The 14477-nt window shown below is 69.8% G+C and carries 11 protein-coding genes; 6 read left to right on the forward strand and 5 right to left on the reverse strand.

The window, feature by feature from the left end; translation table 11 throughout:
* Window positions 1–9: 9 nt before the first annotated feature.
* Window positions 10–2589 carry a cyanophycin synthetase gene (gene cphA / locus WJU27_RS10005; RefSeq protein ID WP_296809863.1) on the forward strand — a complete coding sequence of 860 codons (2580 nt, stop codon included), beginning with the start codon at window positions 10–12 and terminating at the stop codon, window positions 2587–2589.
* Here cphA and WJU27_RS10010 read toward each other — a convergent pair.
* Together WJU27_RS10010 and WJU27_RS10015 are read right to left on the reverse strand one after the other, a co-directional pair.
* Window positions 2578–3465 carry a nitrate- and nitrite sensing domain-containing protein gene (locus WJU27_RS10010; protein WP_341422025.1) on the reverse strand — a complete coding sequence of 296 codons (888 nt, stop codon included), beginning with the start codon at window positions 3463–3465 and terminating at the stop codon, window positions 2578–2580. The genes cphA and WJU27_RS10010 overlap by 12 nt on opposite strands.
* 84 nt (window positions 3466–3549) lie before the next feature.
* The gene (locus WJU27_RS10015; RefSeq protein WP_019919168.1) at window positions 3550–4221 is read right to left on the reverse strand and encodes a TetR/AcrR family transcriptional regulator; all 672 of its coding nucleotides are present in this window, start codon (window positions 4219–4221) and stop codon (window positions 3550–3552) included.
* 170 nt (window positions 4222–4391) lie between these two features.
* Between WJU27_RS10015 and cobA the strand changes: the two genes are divergently transcribed.
* Window positions 4392–5174, forward strand: a complete 783-nt coding sequence (gene cobA / locus WJU27_RS10020) for a uroporphyrinogen-III C-methyltransferase (RefSeq protein ID WP_341422026.1) — start codon at window positions 4392–4394, stop codon at window positions 5172–5174.
* Window positions 5175–6025: 851 nt separating this feature from the next.
* Here the strand turns inward: cobA and bamC are convergent.
* From bamC to WJU27_RS10035, 3 genes are all read right to left on the reverse strand, one after another.
* Window positions 6026–7180: an outer membrane protein assembly factor BamC gene (bamC, locus tag WJU27_RS10025; protein ID WP_020163884.1), complete on the reverse strand. Its 1155-nt coding sequence runs from the start codon at window positions 7178–7180 to the stop codon at window positions 6026–6028.
* A gap of 22 nt (window positions 7181–7202) precedes the next feature.
* Entirely contained in the window at window positions 7203–8081 is an 879-nt protein-coding gene (dapA, locus tag WJU27_RS10030; protein ID WP_029143586.1) for a 4-hydroxy-tetrahydrodipicolinate synthase, read from the reverse strand.
* A gap of 101 nt (window positions 8082–8182) precedes the next feature.
* A complete protein-coding gene (locus WJU27_RS10035) occupies window positions 8183–9061 on the reverse strand; it encodes a histone deacetylase family protein (RefSeq protein WP_051091672.1) in 879 nt (292 codons plus the stop codon).
* 203 nt (window positions 9062–9264) lie between these two features.
* Here WJU27_RS10035 and WJU27_RS10040 point away from each other — a divergent pair, with 203 nt between their 5' ends.
* Genes WJU27_RS10040 through mltB form a run of 4 tightly spaced genes read left to right on the forward strand, consistent with a single transcriptional unit; the run spans window position 9265 to window position 14157 of the window.
* On the forward strand, window positions 9265–10179 hold the full coding sequence (locus WJU27_RS10040) for an AAA family ATPase (protein WP_020163881.1): 915 nt from the start codon (window positions 9265–9267) through the stop codon (window positions 10177–10179).
* Window positions 10179–11132, forward strand: a complete 954-nt coding sequence (locus tag WJU27_RS10045; RefSeq protein ID WP_341422027.1) for a DUF58 domain-containing protein — start codon at window positions 10179–10181, stop codon at window positions 11130–11132. Before WJU27_RS10040 ends, WJU27_RS10045 begins: the two co-directional genes overlap by 1 nt.
* Window positions 11129–13132, forward strand: a complete 2004-nt coding sequence (locus tag WJU27_RS10050) for a transglutaminase TgpA family protein (protein ID WP_341422028.1) — start codon at window positions 11129–11131, stop codon at window positions 13130–13132. Before WJU27_RS10045 ends, WJU27_RS10050 begins: the two co-directional genes overlap by 4 nt.
* Window positions 13129–14157, forward strand: a complete 1029-nt coding sequence (gene mltB, locus WJU27_RS10055) for a lytic murein transglycosylase B (RefSeq protein WP_341422029.1) — start codon at window positions 13129–13131, stop codon at window positions 14155–14157. The genes WJU27_RS10050 and mltB overlap by 4 nt, the downstream gene beginning before the upstream one ends.
* The last annotated feature ends 320 nt before the right edge of the window (window positions 14158–14477 follow it).

A 14477-nucleotide genomic window follows, 5' to 3' on the forward strand; every position in this document is an offset into this window, starting at 1 on the left:
AACGCTTTCATGGACATCACCCGCCTGCGCGCCCTCCGCGGCCCCAATCTGTGGAGCCGCCACACCTGTATCGAAGCCATCGTGTCGTGCACCGGCGAACACTGTTCGCTGGACGCGATGCCCGGTTTCGCCGAGCGTCTGCGCGCCCTCTTCCCCGGCATCCGGCCGCTGCGCCCGACCGCACGCAGCGGGCCGCTGGCCATGGCCGACGCGCTGGAACTCGCCGCGCTCGGCCTGCAGGCCAGCGCCGGCTGTCCGGTCACCTTCAGCTGCACGATGCAGACCGTGGACGCCGGCGTCTATCAGGTCGTCGTCGAATACACCGAAGAGGCGGTCGGCCGCCTCGCCTTCGAACTGGCCGAACAGCTCTGTCGCGCCGCCGCCGGAGGCGGCAGCTTCGACCTCGCCGCGGCGCTGCAGCAGCTGCGCGAACTGGACGAGGACATCCGCCTCGGCCCGAGCACCGGCGCCATCGTCGAAGCCGCCGTCGCGCGCGGCATCCCGTTCCGCCGGCTGACCGACGGCTCGCTGGTGCAGCTCGGCTGGGGCAGCCGGCAGCGTCGCATCCAGGCGGCCGAAACCGACCGCACCAGCGCGGTCGCCGAATCGATCGCCCAGGACAAGGAACTGACCAAGGCGCTGCTGCACGCCGCCGGCGTGCCGGTGCCGCGCGGCCGCACGGTGAGCGACGTCGACGAAGCGTGGGCCGCCGCGCTCGAAGTCGGTCTGCCGGTGGTGGTGAAGCCGCGCGACGGCAACCAGGGCAAGGGCGTGACGGTAAACATCGTCAGCCGCGAACACATGGGCATCGCGTTCAACGCGGCCTACGAAATCAGCCGCGATGTGATGGTCGAGCGCTTCATTCCGGGCGCCGACTACCGCTTCCTGGTGGTCGGTGACCGCGTCATCGCCGCCGCCCGCCGCGAACCGCCGCAGGTGATCGGCGACGGCAGCCGCACCGTGCGCGAACTGGTCGATGAGGTGAACGCCGACCCGCGCCGCGGCGACGGCCACGCCACTTCGCTGACCAAGATGCGCATCGACGACATCGCGCTCGCTCGCCTGGCCGTCCAGGGCCACTCACCGGACAGCGTGCCGGCGCTGGGCGAACGCGTCGTGCTGCGCAACAACGCCAACCTGTCGACCGGCGGCAGCGCCACCGACGTGACCGACGATGTGCACCCGGAACTGGCGGCGCGCGCAGTGGAGGCGGCGCGCACCATAGGGCTGGACATCGCCGGTGTCGACATCGTCTGCCGCACCGTGCTCAAGCCGCTGGAGGAACAGGGCGGCGGCATCGTCGAAGTCAACGCCGCACCCGGCCTGCGCATGCACCTGACGCCCTCATTCGGCAAGGGACGCGCGGTCGGCGAAGCCATCGTGTCGACCATGTTCGGCCCCGGTGACGACGCACGCATTCCGCTGGTCGCCGTCGCCGGCACCAACGGCAAGACGACGACGGTGCGGCTGATCGCCCACCTGATGGCACAGACCGGCCTGCGCGTCGGCATGACCACCACCGACGGCGTGTTCGTCGGCAACGAATGCATCGATACCGGCGACTGCAGCGGCCCGAAGAGCGCGCGCAACGTGCTGGCCCACCCGGACGTCGACGGCGCGGTGCTCGAAACCGCGCGCGGCGGCGTGCTGCGTGAAGGTCTGGGCTTCGACCGCTGCCAGGTGGCGGTGGTCACCAATATCGGCAGCGGCGACCACCTCGGCCTCGCCTATATAAATACCGTCGAGGACCTGGCGGTGGTGAAGCGGGTGATCGTGCAGAACGTCGCGCCCAAGGGCATGGCGGTGCTGAACGCCGCCGACCCGGTGGTGGCGGCGATGGCCGAGCACTGCCCCGGCTCAATCACCTTCTTCGCGCAGGACCGTACCCACCCGGTCATCGCCACCCACCGCGCCCGCGGCCGCCGCGTCATCTACGTCGACGACGGCGCGCTGGTGGCCGCCGAAGGCAGCAGCGCGGTGCGCATCCCGCTGTCGCAGGTGCCGCTGACCCGTGGCGGCAAGCTGGGTTTCCAGGTCGAGAACGCGATGGCAGCGCTCGGCGCCGCCTGGGCGCTCGGCTTCGACTGGTCGTCCATCCGCGCAGCACTTGCCAGCTTCGTATCCGACGCCGCGACCGCGCCCGGCCGCTTCAATGTGTTCGACTACAAGGGCGCGACGCTGATCGCCGACTACGGCCACAACCCGGACGCCATCAGCGCGCTGGTGCAGGCCATCGACGCGCTGCCGGCGAAACGCCGCAGCGTGGTCATCAGCGGCGCCGGCGACCGGCGCGACGAGGACATCCGCAAGCAGACGCAGATCCTGGGTGCCGCCTTCGACAGCGTGGTGCTCTACCAGGACCAGTGCCAGCGCGGACGCAAGGACGGCGAGGTGATCGCGCTGCTGCGTGAAGGTCTGGAGGGCGCGAGCCGCACGCGCGAGGTGTGCGACATCAATGGCGAATTCGTCGCCATCGACCACGCGCTGGAACGGCTGCAAAGCGGCGACCTGTGTCTGATCCTGATCGATCAGGTCGAAGAGGCGCTGGCCCACATCGGCCGGCGCGTCGCGGAAAGTTCAGCCGGCTGACGCGACCTGCTGCGCGAGCACGCCGCGCAGCGCGTCTTCGCAACTGGTCATCCAGGCGTAGATGGCGTCGATCGCCGCGGTGGCTTCGGCGAAATACAGTTCCGCCGTCATCCGGTCGGTCGCCCCGAGCAGGTCGCTGCGCAGCAGGCCAAGCAGACGGACGATGCGCTCGGTGGCCGGCAGGGCGCCCGGCAGACGGGGCGTGTCGGCGATCGCCTGATGCATCAGCGACTCTGCACGCGACGCCAGATACATCAGACGCATGCGCTCGGCCGCCGTACAGATCCCGCGTGCGGCGGCCGCACTGCCGACCGCCCTCGCCTGCCCCAGCTGCTCGCCCAGCGCCGGCAGCGTGCTGATCCAGGTGCGCAGCAGGCCGCTGCCTGACGACGCGGCGACCGGCGCAATCCGGCGATTGCCGACGGCCGCCAGCCAGCCCAGCACGTGCGACACCAGCAGGCTGTGCCGCGTCAGATTGTCGTCGGCGCCGATCGCTGCCGGGCTGCCGTCCAGCGCGGCACACAGCTCCTTCCACTGCGCGTCGAGCAGCGCCAGTTCGTACCGCGTGATGCACGGCCCCTCCAGCGCCATCTCGGCGCGTGCGGTCGTCTCCAGCGCTTCGATGTCGTGCTGCACGGCGCGCCGCCGGGCGCGCATCGGCGATTCGAACAGGGCGTCGCCGGCCAGCCAGGCGGTACTCATGCCGCGGTGCTGCTGCAGCGAATGGACAAGTTGCAGCAGCCGCTCGCAATCGCCGAAGGCGCGCTGCGCTTCGCCCCCCGGCGAGCTGTCGCTGGCGCGCTCCGGGCGCATGAACACCAGCGCCAGCGCGATGGCCAGCGCCAGCAGCACCATGACGAGGGGCACGCTCAGCACGGCGGGCGATCCCGGGTGAATAGGACGGACAGGCGTGTGCTCATGACACAACACGAGCAATTCGCGCGCCAAGCATCGGCCGCCTCACGCCGACGGCGGCGCTTCGAGACCTCCGACGATGAAAGGCACCAGCGCACGCAGCAGGCTTTCAGGGTCGTTGCGGGAGGCCGGTGAACAGCGGCCGAGCAGGTGCATCACGTCGCGCCCGGCCATCACGTAGGCCACGATGCCGACGAAGAAGTACATGCGGCGCAGCAGTTCGTCCTCGGGCAGCGCCGGCAGCGCGCGCATCAGCGCCTTGCGGTACCAGTCCATGATGCGGACGTACTCTTCGGGGATGAAATCGTCGCCCGGTTCGAAGTAGGCGCGGCCGATCAGCTGCTTGAACACGGCGCCGGACACCGTGTCCTTGCGCGACAGGCGCAGCGTCGACTCGACGAAGGTTTCGACGATGCGGGTGACGCTCAACGGCGCCTCGACCGCCTCGCGTTCGAGCTTGGCGAGGTAGCCCGAGCGTGTGCCGTCCGCCCCGAGCACGCGCTGATACACGCTTTCCATCAGGTCGCGCTTGGACCCGAAGTGGTAATTGATCGACGCCAGCGGCACGCCGGCCGCCGACGCGATCATGCGCATCGAGGTCGCCGCATAGCCCTGCTCGGTAAATAGCTTCTCGGCCGCCGCGAAAATGCGTTCCTTCGCATCGCCGCGCGTGCGCGCCTCGGCAGTTCGGTCGGATTTCAGGGTTTCGTTCGGCACGGCGCGTCGTTTGCTGGGACACAGTCTGACTGTAGCACCGGCCGCACAGCGACGGTGCGCCTATGCACCCGTCGCGGGCATGGCAGACGGCCGCAACGCCCGCGACGGGTGAAATCGCGGCGTCGGCGTGACATATCCGGGGCTGGCACCGGACTTGCAAGGTACTCGTCATGACAACTTACGCACCCCGGACCGGAAAGGTCTACCTGATAGGCGCCGGCCCCGGCGACCCCGAACTGCTGACGCTGAAGGCCGTGCGTGCGCTCGGCCGCTGCGACGTGCTGCTGGTCGACGACCTGGCCGACACCGCCGTGCTCCAACACGCGCGCAGCGACGCCCGCATCGTGCGCGTCGGCAAGCGTGGCGGCTGTCGCAGCACGCCGCAGGCCTTCATCGAACGCCTGATGCTGCGCTATGCGCGCGCCGGCTTCACGGTCGGCCGGGTCAAGGGCGGCGACCCCTTCGTGTTCGGCCGCGGCGGCGAGGAAATGCAGACTCTGCGCCGGGCCGGCATCGAATGCGAGGTGGTCAGCGGCCTGTCGGCCGGCATCGCGGTACCGGCCACGCTGGGCGTGCCGGTCACCCACCGCGACATGGCCTGCGGCGTCACCTTCGTCACCGGCCACGCACGCGAAGACGGCCAGCCGGGCCGCGAGCCCGACTGGGCGGCACTGGCCCGCTGCGGCACGACACTGGTCATCTACATGGGCATGCGCAAGCTGGCGTCCATCGCCGAGGCGCTGCACGTCGGCGGTCTCGCCGCCGACACCCCGGCCTGTGCGATCCAGAACGGCACCCGCGACAGCCAGCGTGCCGTCATCTCCACGCTGCGCGACCTGCCGCAGGCCGTCGCCAACGCAAAGCTGGGCAGCCCGGCCATCGTCGTGATCGGCGAAGTGGTCAATCTGGCCGAAGTCGCGGAACAGGCTGAAGCGCTGTCGATGCGGGCCTGAAGGCTGCCGACCGGTCCTTGACGCGGCGCCGCGCACTGCCCACCGCCGCTGTCGGGGTCAGAAGACCCCTCCCACAGAACCCCCGCGGCGGGTCGGGCACGATCCCTGTGTAAGCGGTTCCTGTGGGAGCGGCCTTGGCCGCGACGCGGCTGTTGCCGGCCGCTGGCTTCGATCAAGGCCGCAATCGCGAGCAAGCTCGCTCCCACAGTTTTCGGCGCAGGCCTGAGCAAAGGATCCCGGGTAGGCGGGCATTGCTGCCGACAGCGCCGCAAGCCGGCGCCGCGCACTGCCCACCGCTGCTGTCGGGGTCAGAAGACCCCTCCCACAGAACCCCCGCTGCGGGTCGGGCACGATCGCTGTGTAAGCGGTTCCTGTGGGAGCGGCCTTGGCCGCGACGCGGCTGTTGCCGGCCTCTGGCTTCGATCAAGGCCGCAATCGCGAGCAAGCTCGCTCCCACAGTTTTCGGCGCAGGCCCGAGCAAAGGACCCCGTGGAGGCGGGCATTGCTGCCGACAGCGCCGCAAGCCGGCGCCGCGCACTGCCCACCGCTGCTGTCGGGGTCAGAAGGCCCCTCCCACAGAAACCCGGCTCCGGTCACGGGTCGGGGCCCGCTCCTTGTAAGAGCGCCCCCTGTGGGAGCGGCCTTGGCCGCGACGCGGTTGTTGCTGGCCGCCGGCTTCGATCAAGGCCGCAATCGCGAGCAAGCTCGCTCCCACAGTTTTCGGCGCAGGCTCGGGTGAAGGGCCCCCTGTGGAAGCGGCCTTGGCCGCGACGCGGCCGTTGCGGTGAGCACAAAAACAAAAGGCGCCGATGGCGCCTTTTGTTCGTGCAAGGGCGGCATTGCCGCGCCGCTTACTTCAGCTGCTCGTGCAGCAGCGACAGGATGCGCTTCGCGGTGCGGGTGTCGTCGAGGCCGCCTTCGCGGGTGAGCACCTGAACCGAACTTTGCTTGCCCTCGCCCTTGACCAGGATGCGGTACTGGCTCTGGCCGGCCTTCGGGTCCGGCTTGTCGTCCGGCATGAAGAACAGCAGCTTGGACAGGATGCCGCCGTCTTTCTTGCCGGTGGCGTCGACTTCCGGGTCGACGTAGCGCACGAAGTACACACCCTGAGAACGGTCGCGGTCCTCGACGGTGAAGCCGACGCGGTCCAGCGCCAGGCCGACGCGGCGCCAGGCGCGGTCGAAACCTTCGTACACCTGCAGCGTGCTGCCCTTGTCGGCCGACACCAGTTGCGCGCGCTCGGCCACCGGTTGTGCGGCCAGCAGCACCTTGGCTCGCTCGTTGTCGGCGCCCAGACGCACCATCAGGCGACGCAGCATTTCGGCTTCCAGCTCGGGGTCGGCCGGACGCGGCTGCCAGACGGTGTTGTCGCTGCGCTCGTTGGTATAGACCTCGACCACGCCGCGGTGGCTGACGTAGATTTCGGTGGTGCCCGGCTCGGCGCCCGGCTCCAGGCGGGTGCGGAACTTGTCGCGCTCGGGCGTCGAGTAGAGCTGGTCGATCAGGCGGCCGATGGTGTTGCGGATGATGTCGTTCGGAAGCTTGGCGCGGTTCTCGTTCCAGTCCGTTTCCATCACGCCGGCTTCCGGCTGTTCGATGTCGATCAGGAAACCGGTTTCCTGCCAGAACTCCTTCACCTGCGGCCACAGATCGTCAGGGCTGGCATTGACCACCAGCCAGCGCTGGCTGCCGGCACGCTCGATGCGCATCTTGTCGACCTGCGGCAGCACGCCCGACGACTGCGGCTGCACCACACCGCCGGTGTTCGTGCGGTCGGCGTTGTAGGCCGACATGGTCGCCGTACCCTTGCCGCCGGAATCCGGCACCGCGAAGCGGTCGGTCTGCTGCGGCAGCGTCAGGTCGGGCGGCAGGTCGAGGCGCGGCGTGCGCTTGGCCTGGGCCTTGTAATCGACCTTGCCTGAATCCATGACCTTGTCGAACATCGAGCAGCCGGTGAGCGCGCTCACCAGTGCCACGCACAGCGCGGAAAACTTCAGCAGATTCATCGAACGGGATACCAGAGGACGATCAGGCAAGCACGCCGGCCTGCTTCATCGCGGCGCGGACCTGCTCGTGGAATTGCGGCTGCAATTCGGTCAGCGGCAGACGCAGCGTCGGGCCGCACAGGCCCATCTGCTGCACGGCCCACTTGACCGGAATCGGGTTGGCTTCACAGAAAAGCTGACGGTGCAGGCCGATCAGCTTCGCGTTGATCGCGCGCGCCTTGACCGCGTCGGCGGCCAGCGCGGCGGCGTTCATTTCGTGCATCAGGCGCGGTGCCACGTTGGCGGTGACCGAGATCGAGCCGTGGCCGCCCATCAGGATGAAGGCGGCGGTCGAGGCGTCGTCGCCGCTGTACAGCGCGAAGCCCTCGGGTGCGCGGTTGATCAGTTCGCCAGCGCGGTCGAGATTGCCGGTGGCGTCCTTGATACCGACGATGTTCGGAATTTCCGACAGGCGGATGGTCGTGTCGTTGGCCAGATCGGCCACCGTGCGGCCGGGCACGTTGTACAGGATGAAGGGCACATCGACCGCTTCGGCCTGGGCGCGGAAGTGACGGTACAGGCCTTCCTGCGTCGGCTTGTTGTAGTACGGCACGACGGTCAGGCAGGCATCGACGCCGACCGACTTCGCATGCTGCGCCAGTTCGATCGCCTCGCGCGTCGAGTTGGCGCCGGTGCCGGCGATGACCGGGATACGGCCGGCGGTGTGCTCGACCGTGAAGCGGATCAGTTCGCAGTGCTCGTCGAAATCGACGGTGGGCGACTCGCCGGTGGTGCCGACGATGACGATGCCGTCGGTACCTTCGGCGACGTGGAAATCAATCAGGCGACGCAGGCTGGCGTAGTCGAGACTGCCATCCTCGTTCATGGGAGTGACGATGGCGACGAGCGATCCGGTAATCATGTGCGAAACAGTGGCTTCGGCAGGAAACGCGCCATTCTACCGGAGCGCGGGTGCAAGCCCAACAGTGGCAACTGGATCAGTCTGTAACAGCTCCCGGCCACTCAAAGCTCGGCCAGCGCCCGAATGTGCTCGACCGCGCTGCGCCCCAGCGCCGACAGCGCGTAGCCGCCTTCAAGCATCGACACGATGCGACCTTTGCCGTGCTTCTTCGCGATCTTCATCAGCTCGGTGCTGACCCACGCGTAATCGGCCTCGACCAGCCCGAGCGACGCCATGTCGTCCTCGTAGTGCGCGTCGAAACCGGCCGAGATGAAAATCATCTGAGGCGCGAAGGCGTCGAGTCGCGGCAGCCACTTCGTCGTCACCGCCTCGCGGAAGCCGTCGCCGCGGGTGCCGGCCGGCAGCGGCACGTTGCACAGGTTGTCGGCCAGCGGCTCCGCACCCGAGTACGGGTAGAAGGGGTGCTGGAAAATGCTCACCATCAGGATGCGATTGTCGTGGGCGACGATGTTTTCGGTGCCATTGCCGTGGTGCACGTCGAAATCGATGATGGCAACGCGCTCAAGCCCGTGCTTTTCCAGCGCATGGCGGGCGGCGACCACGACGTTGTTGAAGAAGCAGAAACCCATCGCGCGGGCGTATTCGGCGTGATGGCCGGGCGGGCGCACCGCGCAGAAGGCATTCACCGCGGCGCCCGACATCACCAGATCGGTCGCGTGCACGCCGGCGCCGGCCGCGCGCAGTGCGGCGCGCAGCGAATTCGGGCACATCGCGGTATCCGGGTCGAGATGGACGATGCCGCTGCCCGGCACCGCGTCGAAGATCTGCCGCAGGTACTCCGGCGAATGCGCGCGCGCCAGCATGTCGATGTCGGCCGCCGGCGCGTCGTGGTGCTGCAGGTAGGCGTCGAGACCGCTGGCGATCAGGCGGTCCTGTATCGCGGCCAGACGGTCGGGGCATTCGGGATGGTGCGGCCCCATGTCATGCAGGGCACAGTCGCGGTGTGTAATGTATGCGGTCGTCACCGCCTCTCCTCCGGATTCCTGCAGTTATCGATGCAACCGGCCGTTCCGGCTCTGTGTCACAGGCAGGACCGCGCGGCTTCAGGGCCGGGCATGTACTGCCGTCATGTTTCTACAGTATCGCGCCGATCATCCCGCCACAACTTAACGTAGCTCAAGCCATGCCCACCCTCGCTCCCCGCGCCGTCGTCGAAGCCGCCTCCACCCTCATACTCGGCAAGCGCAGCCGGCTCGAACTGGCGCTGACCTGCCTGATCGCCGGCGGCCACCTGCTGATCGAGGACGTGCCGGGCACCGGCAAGACCACGCTGGCGCACGTGATGGCCCAGCTGTTCGGCCTCGACTTTCGCCGCGTGCAATTCACCAGCGACCTGCTGCCGGCCGACATCCTCGGCGTATCGGTGTTCGAACGCGAAACCGGTGCCTTCCGTTTCCACCCGGGGCCGGTGTTCACGCAGGTGCTGCTGGCCGACGAGGTAAACCGCGCCACGCCGCGCACGCAGAGCGCGCTGCTGGAAGCGATGGAAGAGCACCAGGTCAGCGTCGAGGGCGAAACCCGCCGCCTGCCCGAGCCCTTCTTCGTCATCGCGACGCAGAACCCGGCCAGCCAGATCGGCACCTACCCGCTGCCCGAATCGCAGCTCGACCGCTTCATGATGCGCATCACCATGGGTTATCCCGACCCGGCGGCCGAACGCGCGCTGCTGACCGGCCGCGACCGGCGCAGCCTGCTGGCCGATCTGGCGCCGGTGGCCGACGCCGCGACGCTGACGCAATGGCGCGCCGAAGCCGAGTCGCTGCACGTGGCCGACGCGCTGATCGACTATGTGCAGGCGCTGATCGCGCACACCCGCAGCAGCGGCGCCTGGCGGCTCGGCCTGAGCCCGCGCGCCGGTCTCGCGCTGCTGGCCGCCGCCCGCGCCCACGCACGCGTCTTCGACCGCGCCCACGTGCTGCCGGAAGACGTGCAGGCGGTGCTGCCCTCCGTCGCGCTGCACCGCCTGCCGGCGCTCGAACAGGGCAGCCCGGACGACGCGGCGCGCGCGCTGCTGCAGGCGGTGGCGCTGCCGGCCTGATGCACGACGCACTCCGCCGCTGGCTGGCCACGCTCGGTGGTTCGCCCGCGCTGCCGCTGACGCTGGACCGCCGGCGCATCTTCGTGCTGCCGACCCGCGTCGGGCTGGTATGGGGCGTGGCGCTGATCGCCATGCTGCTGACCGCGATCAACTACACGCTGAGCCTGGGCTTCGCGCTGGTATTCATGCTGGCCGGCCTGGGCCAGGTCGCGCTGCTGCACACCTTCCGCAACCTGCTCGCGCTGCATCTTCGCGAAACGCCCCCGACCCCGGTGTTCGCCGGCCAGCCGGCGCGCTTCACGCTGTGGCTGGACAATGAAGCACCACGCCCGCGTCCGGCGCTGCAGCTGATGATGGCGGGCGCCGAACCGGTTGACGCCGCGGTCGACGCGAACGGCCGCTGCGCAGTGACGCTGTCGCTGCCGACCACCCGCCGCGGCTGGCTGACGCCGGGCCGGGTCACGCTGAGCACCCGTTACCCGCTGGGCCTGATCCGCGCCTGGAGCTACGCGCAACCGCAACAGCGCTGCCTCGTCTATGTGCAGCCGGAAGCCGGCCGCCCGCCGCTGCCGGCGAGTGACGCCGGCCGCGCCGGTCTGCGGCCGCAGGGCGACGGCACCGAGGAATTCGCCAGCCTGCGCGACCACCGCGCCGCCGACTCGCCGCGCCACGTCGCCTGGAAAGCCTGGGCGCGCGCACCCGACCTGCCGCTGCTGACCAAGCAGTTCGACGGCCAGGACGGTGGCGAACTGTGGCTGGACCTTGCTCAGCTGCCAGCCGCCCTGTCGCTCGAAGCCCGACTCGCGCGGCTGACCGGCTGGGCGCTCGACGCCGACGCAGCCGGGCTGCGCTACGGCCTGGCGCTGCCCGACGTGCGCATCGCGCCGGGCAACGGCCCCGGTCACCGCGAGCGCGTGCTGCGCGCGCTGGCCCTGCACGGACTGCCCGCATGATGTTCCGTCGCCAACGCGCGCCCGCGGCACCCACCCTGCCGTCCGCACCGCTGACCAACACCCGCATCGGCTGGCTGATGGCGGTCGCCGCCTGCGCACTGCTGCCGCACGCCGACCACCTGCCGGGCTGGCTCAACGCGGTGGCGCTGCTGCTGTTCACGTGGCGGCTGGCGCAGTGGAAGCTGGGCTGGGCCGGCGCCAGCAGTATGGTCAAAGCACTGGTGGTGATCGCCTGCTGCGCTGGCGTCACGCTCACCTTCGGCCGCCTGTTCGGCCGCGAGCCCGGCGTCGCGCTGCTCACGCTGCTGCTGGTGCTCAAGCTGCACGAGCTGAGGAGCGTGCGCGACGGCCACACCGTCGTGCTGCTCGGCTACTTCATGCTGCTGGCCGCCTTTCTCTATTCGCAGACACCGGCCGTGGCGGCCGTGCTGTTCGGCTCGATGGTGGTGATCACCGCCGCGCTGATCGCGCTGACCGGCCCGCCTGCACCGGTGCGCGCGCTGCTGCGCCAGTCGGCGTGGATGCTGGCACAGGCCCTGCCCTTCATGCTGGTGCTGTTCGTGCTGTTCCCGCGCGTGCCCGGTCCGCTGTGGGGGCTGCCGCTCGACGCCTTCGGCGCGCGCTCCGGCCTGTCCGACAGCATGTCGCCGGGCGACATATCGCAGCTGAGCCTGTCCGGCGAAATCGCGTTCCGCGCCCGCTTCGACGACGCGCCGCCACCGGCGCGTGAACTGTACTGGCGCGGCCCGGTGCTGAGCACCTTCGACGGCCGCACCTGGCGTCAGGGCGAGGCCGCGCGCCGCCTCAACGACGGCACGCCGCACGCGGTCAGCGGCCCACGCGTCGGCTACGAAGTGACGCTGGAGCCGCATGGCAAGAACTGGCTGTTCGCGCTCGAAACCGTGGCCGGCCTGCCGCTGGGTGCGCGCGTGTCCGACGACTGGCAGGTGCTGGGCAGCGAAATCGTGCGCGCGCGCCGGCGCGACCGCTTCGAATCGGTGCCGACGGCGCGCCCCGGCCGCGAGGAATGGAGCGCCTATCTCGATGCCGCCCGCCGCCTGCCGCCCACCGGCAATCCGCGCGCCCGCGCACTGGCCCGCCAGATGCATCTGGACGCCGGCAGCGACGCCGAAACGGTGGACGCCGCGCTGCGCCTGTTCCGCCGCGAAGCCTTCGTCTACACGCTGACGCCGCCGCTGCTCGGCGAGGACGGCATCGACCAGTTCCTGTTCGACAGCCGACGCGGCTTCTGCGAGCACTACGCTGGCGCCTTCGTGTTCCTGATGCGCGCCGCCGGCCTGCCGGCGCGCGTGGTGACCGGCTACCAGGGCGGCGAACGCAACGAGGTCGATGGCTTCGTCGTCGTGCGCCAGTCCGACGCGCACGCCTGGGCCGAAGTGTGGCTGGATGGCGAAGGCTGGCGCCGGGTCGACCCGACCGCCGCCATCCTGCCGTCGCGCGTCGAACGCGGACTGGCCGACCTGCCGGCCGGCGAACCGGTGCCCTTCGTCGCGCGCGCCGACCTCGGCTGGCTGCGCGACCTGCGCCACCGCTGGGAAGCGGCCAACAACGCGTGGAACCAGTGGGTGCTGTCCTACGACCAGCAGAAGCAGCGCGAACTGCTGGCGCGCCTCGGCATGGCGCAGCCGGACTGGCGCACGATGACCGCTTGGATGGCCTCGCTGTGCGCCGTCATCGCCATCGCGCTGACGCTGTGGGCGCTGCGCCGCCAGATCGCCGCCGACGCGCTGGCGCGCGCCTGGGCCGGCATCGACCGCGCGCTGCGTCCGGCCGGCCTGGGCCGCGAAGCGTGGGAAGGGCCGCTCGATTACGCCGACCGCATCGCCGCGCTGCGCCCCGATCTGGCAGCAGAATTGCGCACAGCGTGTACACTTTATGCAGACGCCCGCTACGGCCGCGCCGCCCATGCGCCGGCCGTGCGCGCACTCCGGACGCACGCCCGCGCGCTGCGCCGCCACCGCACACCGCCCCGAACATGACCGCCCGCTTCACTGCTCACTCCGCATCCCGCCGTCACTTCCTGACCGGTGCCGGCGCCCTGCTGCTGTCGCCGCAGCTGCCGGCACAGATCAGCACCACGCCGGACAACTTCGCCGAGCGCGACGACGTGCGCGCCTTCTGCGCCGAACTGGCCGCCGCGCACGGCTTCGACGAGGCGCAGCTGCTGGCGCGCTTCGCCGAAGCGCGGCTGCTGCCCCGCGTGATCCAGCTCATCCGTCCGCCGTCGAGCCCGGCAGTGAAATCGTGGACGCGCTACCGCAGCCGCTTCGTCGAACCGCTGCGCATCCGCGCCGGCCGCGACTTCCTGGCCGAACACGCCGCCACCTTCGAGCGCGCCGAACAGACCTTCGGCGTGCCGCGCGAAGTGGTCGCCGCCATCATCGGCGTCGAAACCATCTATGGCCGCCAGACCGGCGACTTCGAACTGCTGAGCGCGCTGTCGACGCTGGGCTTCACCTACCCGCCGCGCGCCGAACTGTTCCGCCGCGAACTGGGCGAACTGTTCCTGCTCGCCCGTGAGCAGGGCCGCGACGTCACCGACTTCCGCGGCTCCTACGCCGGCGCGCTCGGCTACCCGCAATTCCTGCCCAGCAGCTGGCGCCGCTACGCCGTCGACTTCGACGGCGACGGCCGCACCGACCTGATGAACAGCCCGGTGGATGCCATCGGCAGCGTCGCCGCCTACCTCGCCGCGCACGGCTGGGAAAGCGGCGAACCGGTGGCCCAGCGCATCCGCATCACCGACGAAGCCGCCGCCCCGCTGGTCGCCGCCGGCGTCGAACCGTCGATCGACACCGCCACCCTAGACACCGCCGGCGCCCGCCCGCTGCGCGGCGGCGACCTGATCGCCAAACCGGCCACCCTGGTCGACCTCGTCACCTCCGACGCCCAGACCGAATACTGGCTCGGCTTCCGCAACTTCTACGCGATCACCCGCTACAACCGCTCGTACTTCTATGCGATGGCGGTGTATCAGCTGAGTCAGGAACTGCGGCAGGGGTGAGCTTCGGCAGCCCGTACTTTTGAGTTACCCGCGTCGTGCATGGCGCCGATGAATCACGAAACCCGCCACATCTGATCCAGAGCGTCAGCCGCAGGGCGTGGAGGGCCTTGATGCTTATGGTGTAATGCGGTTCAGGTGCTCGTCGGAGGAAGGCGTCGTGCTGGCGAGCCGGTCTCAGGAGCGGTCGCGCGAAGGTGAGGTTTTTCGTCACCGTTTTATGCCAGTGAATCTTCAGCCAAGATCCGCGAAGCCGCCGAGGCGAGGTCATTTTCGGCCGGTCGGTGCAGCCTGTTCACCCCGCAGCGGTCGGATTCATGGCG

Origin of the sequence: Methyloversatilis sp. NSM2 (assembly GCF_038066675.1) — a bacterium.
Lineage (GTDB): Bacteria > Pseudomonadota > Gammaproteobacteria > Burkholderiales > Rhodocyclaceae > Methyloversatilis > Methyloversatilis discipulorum_A.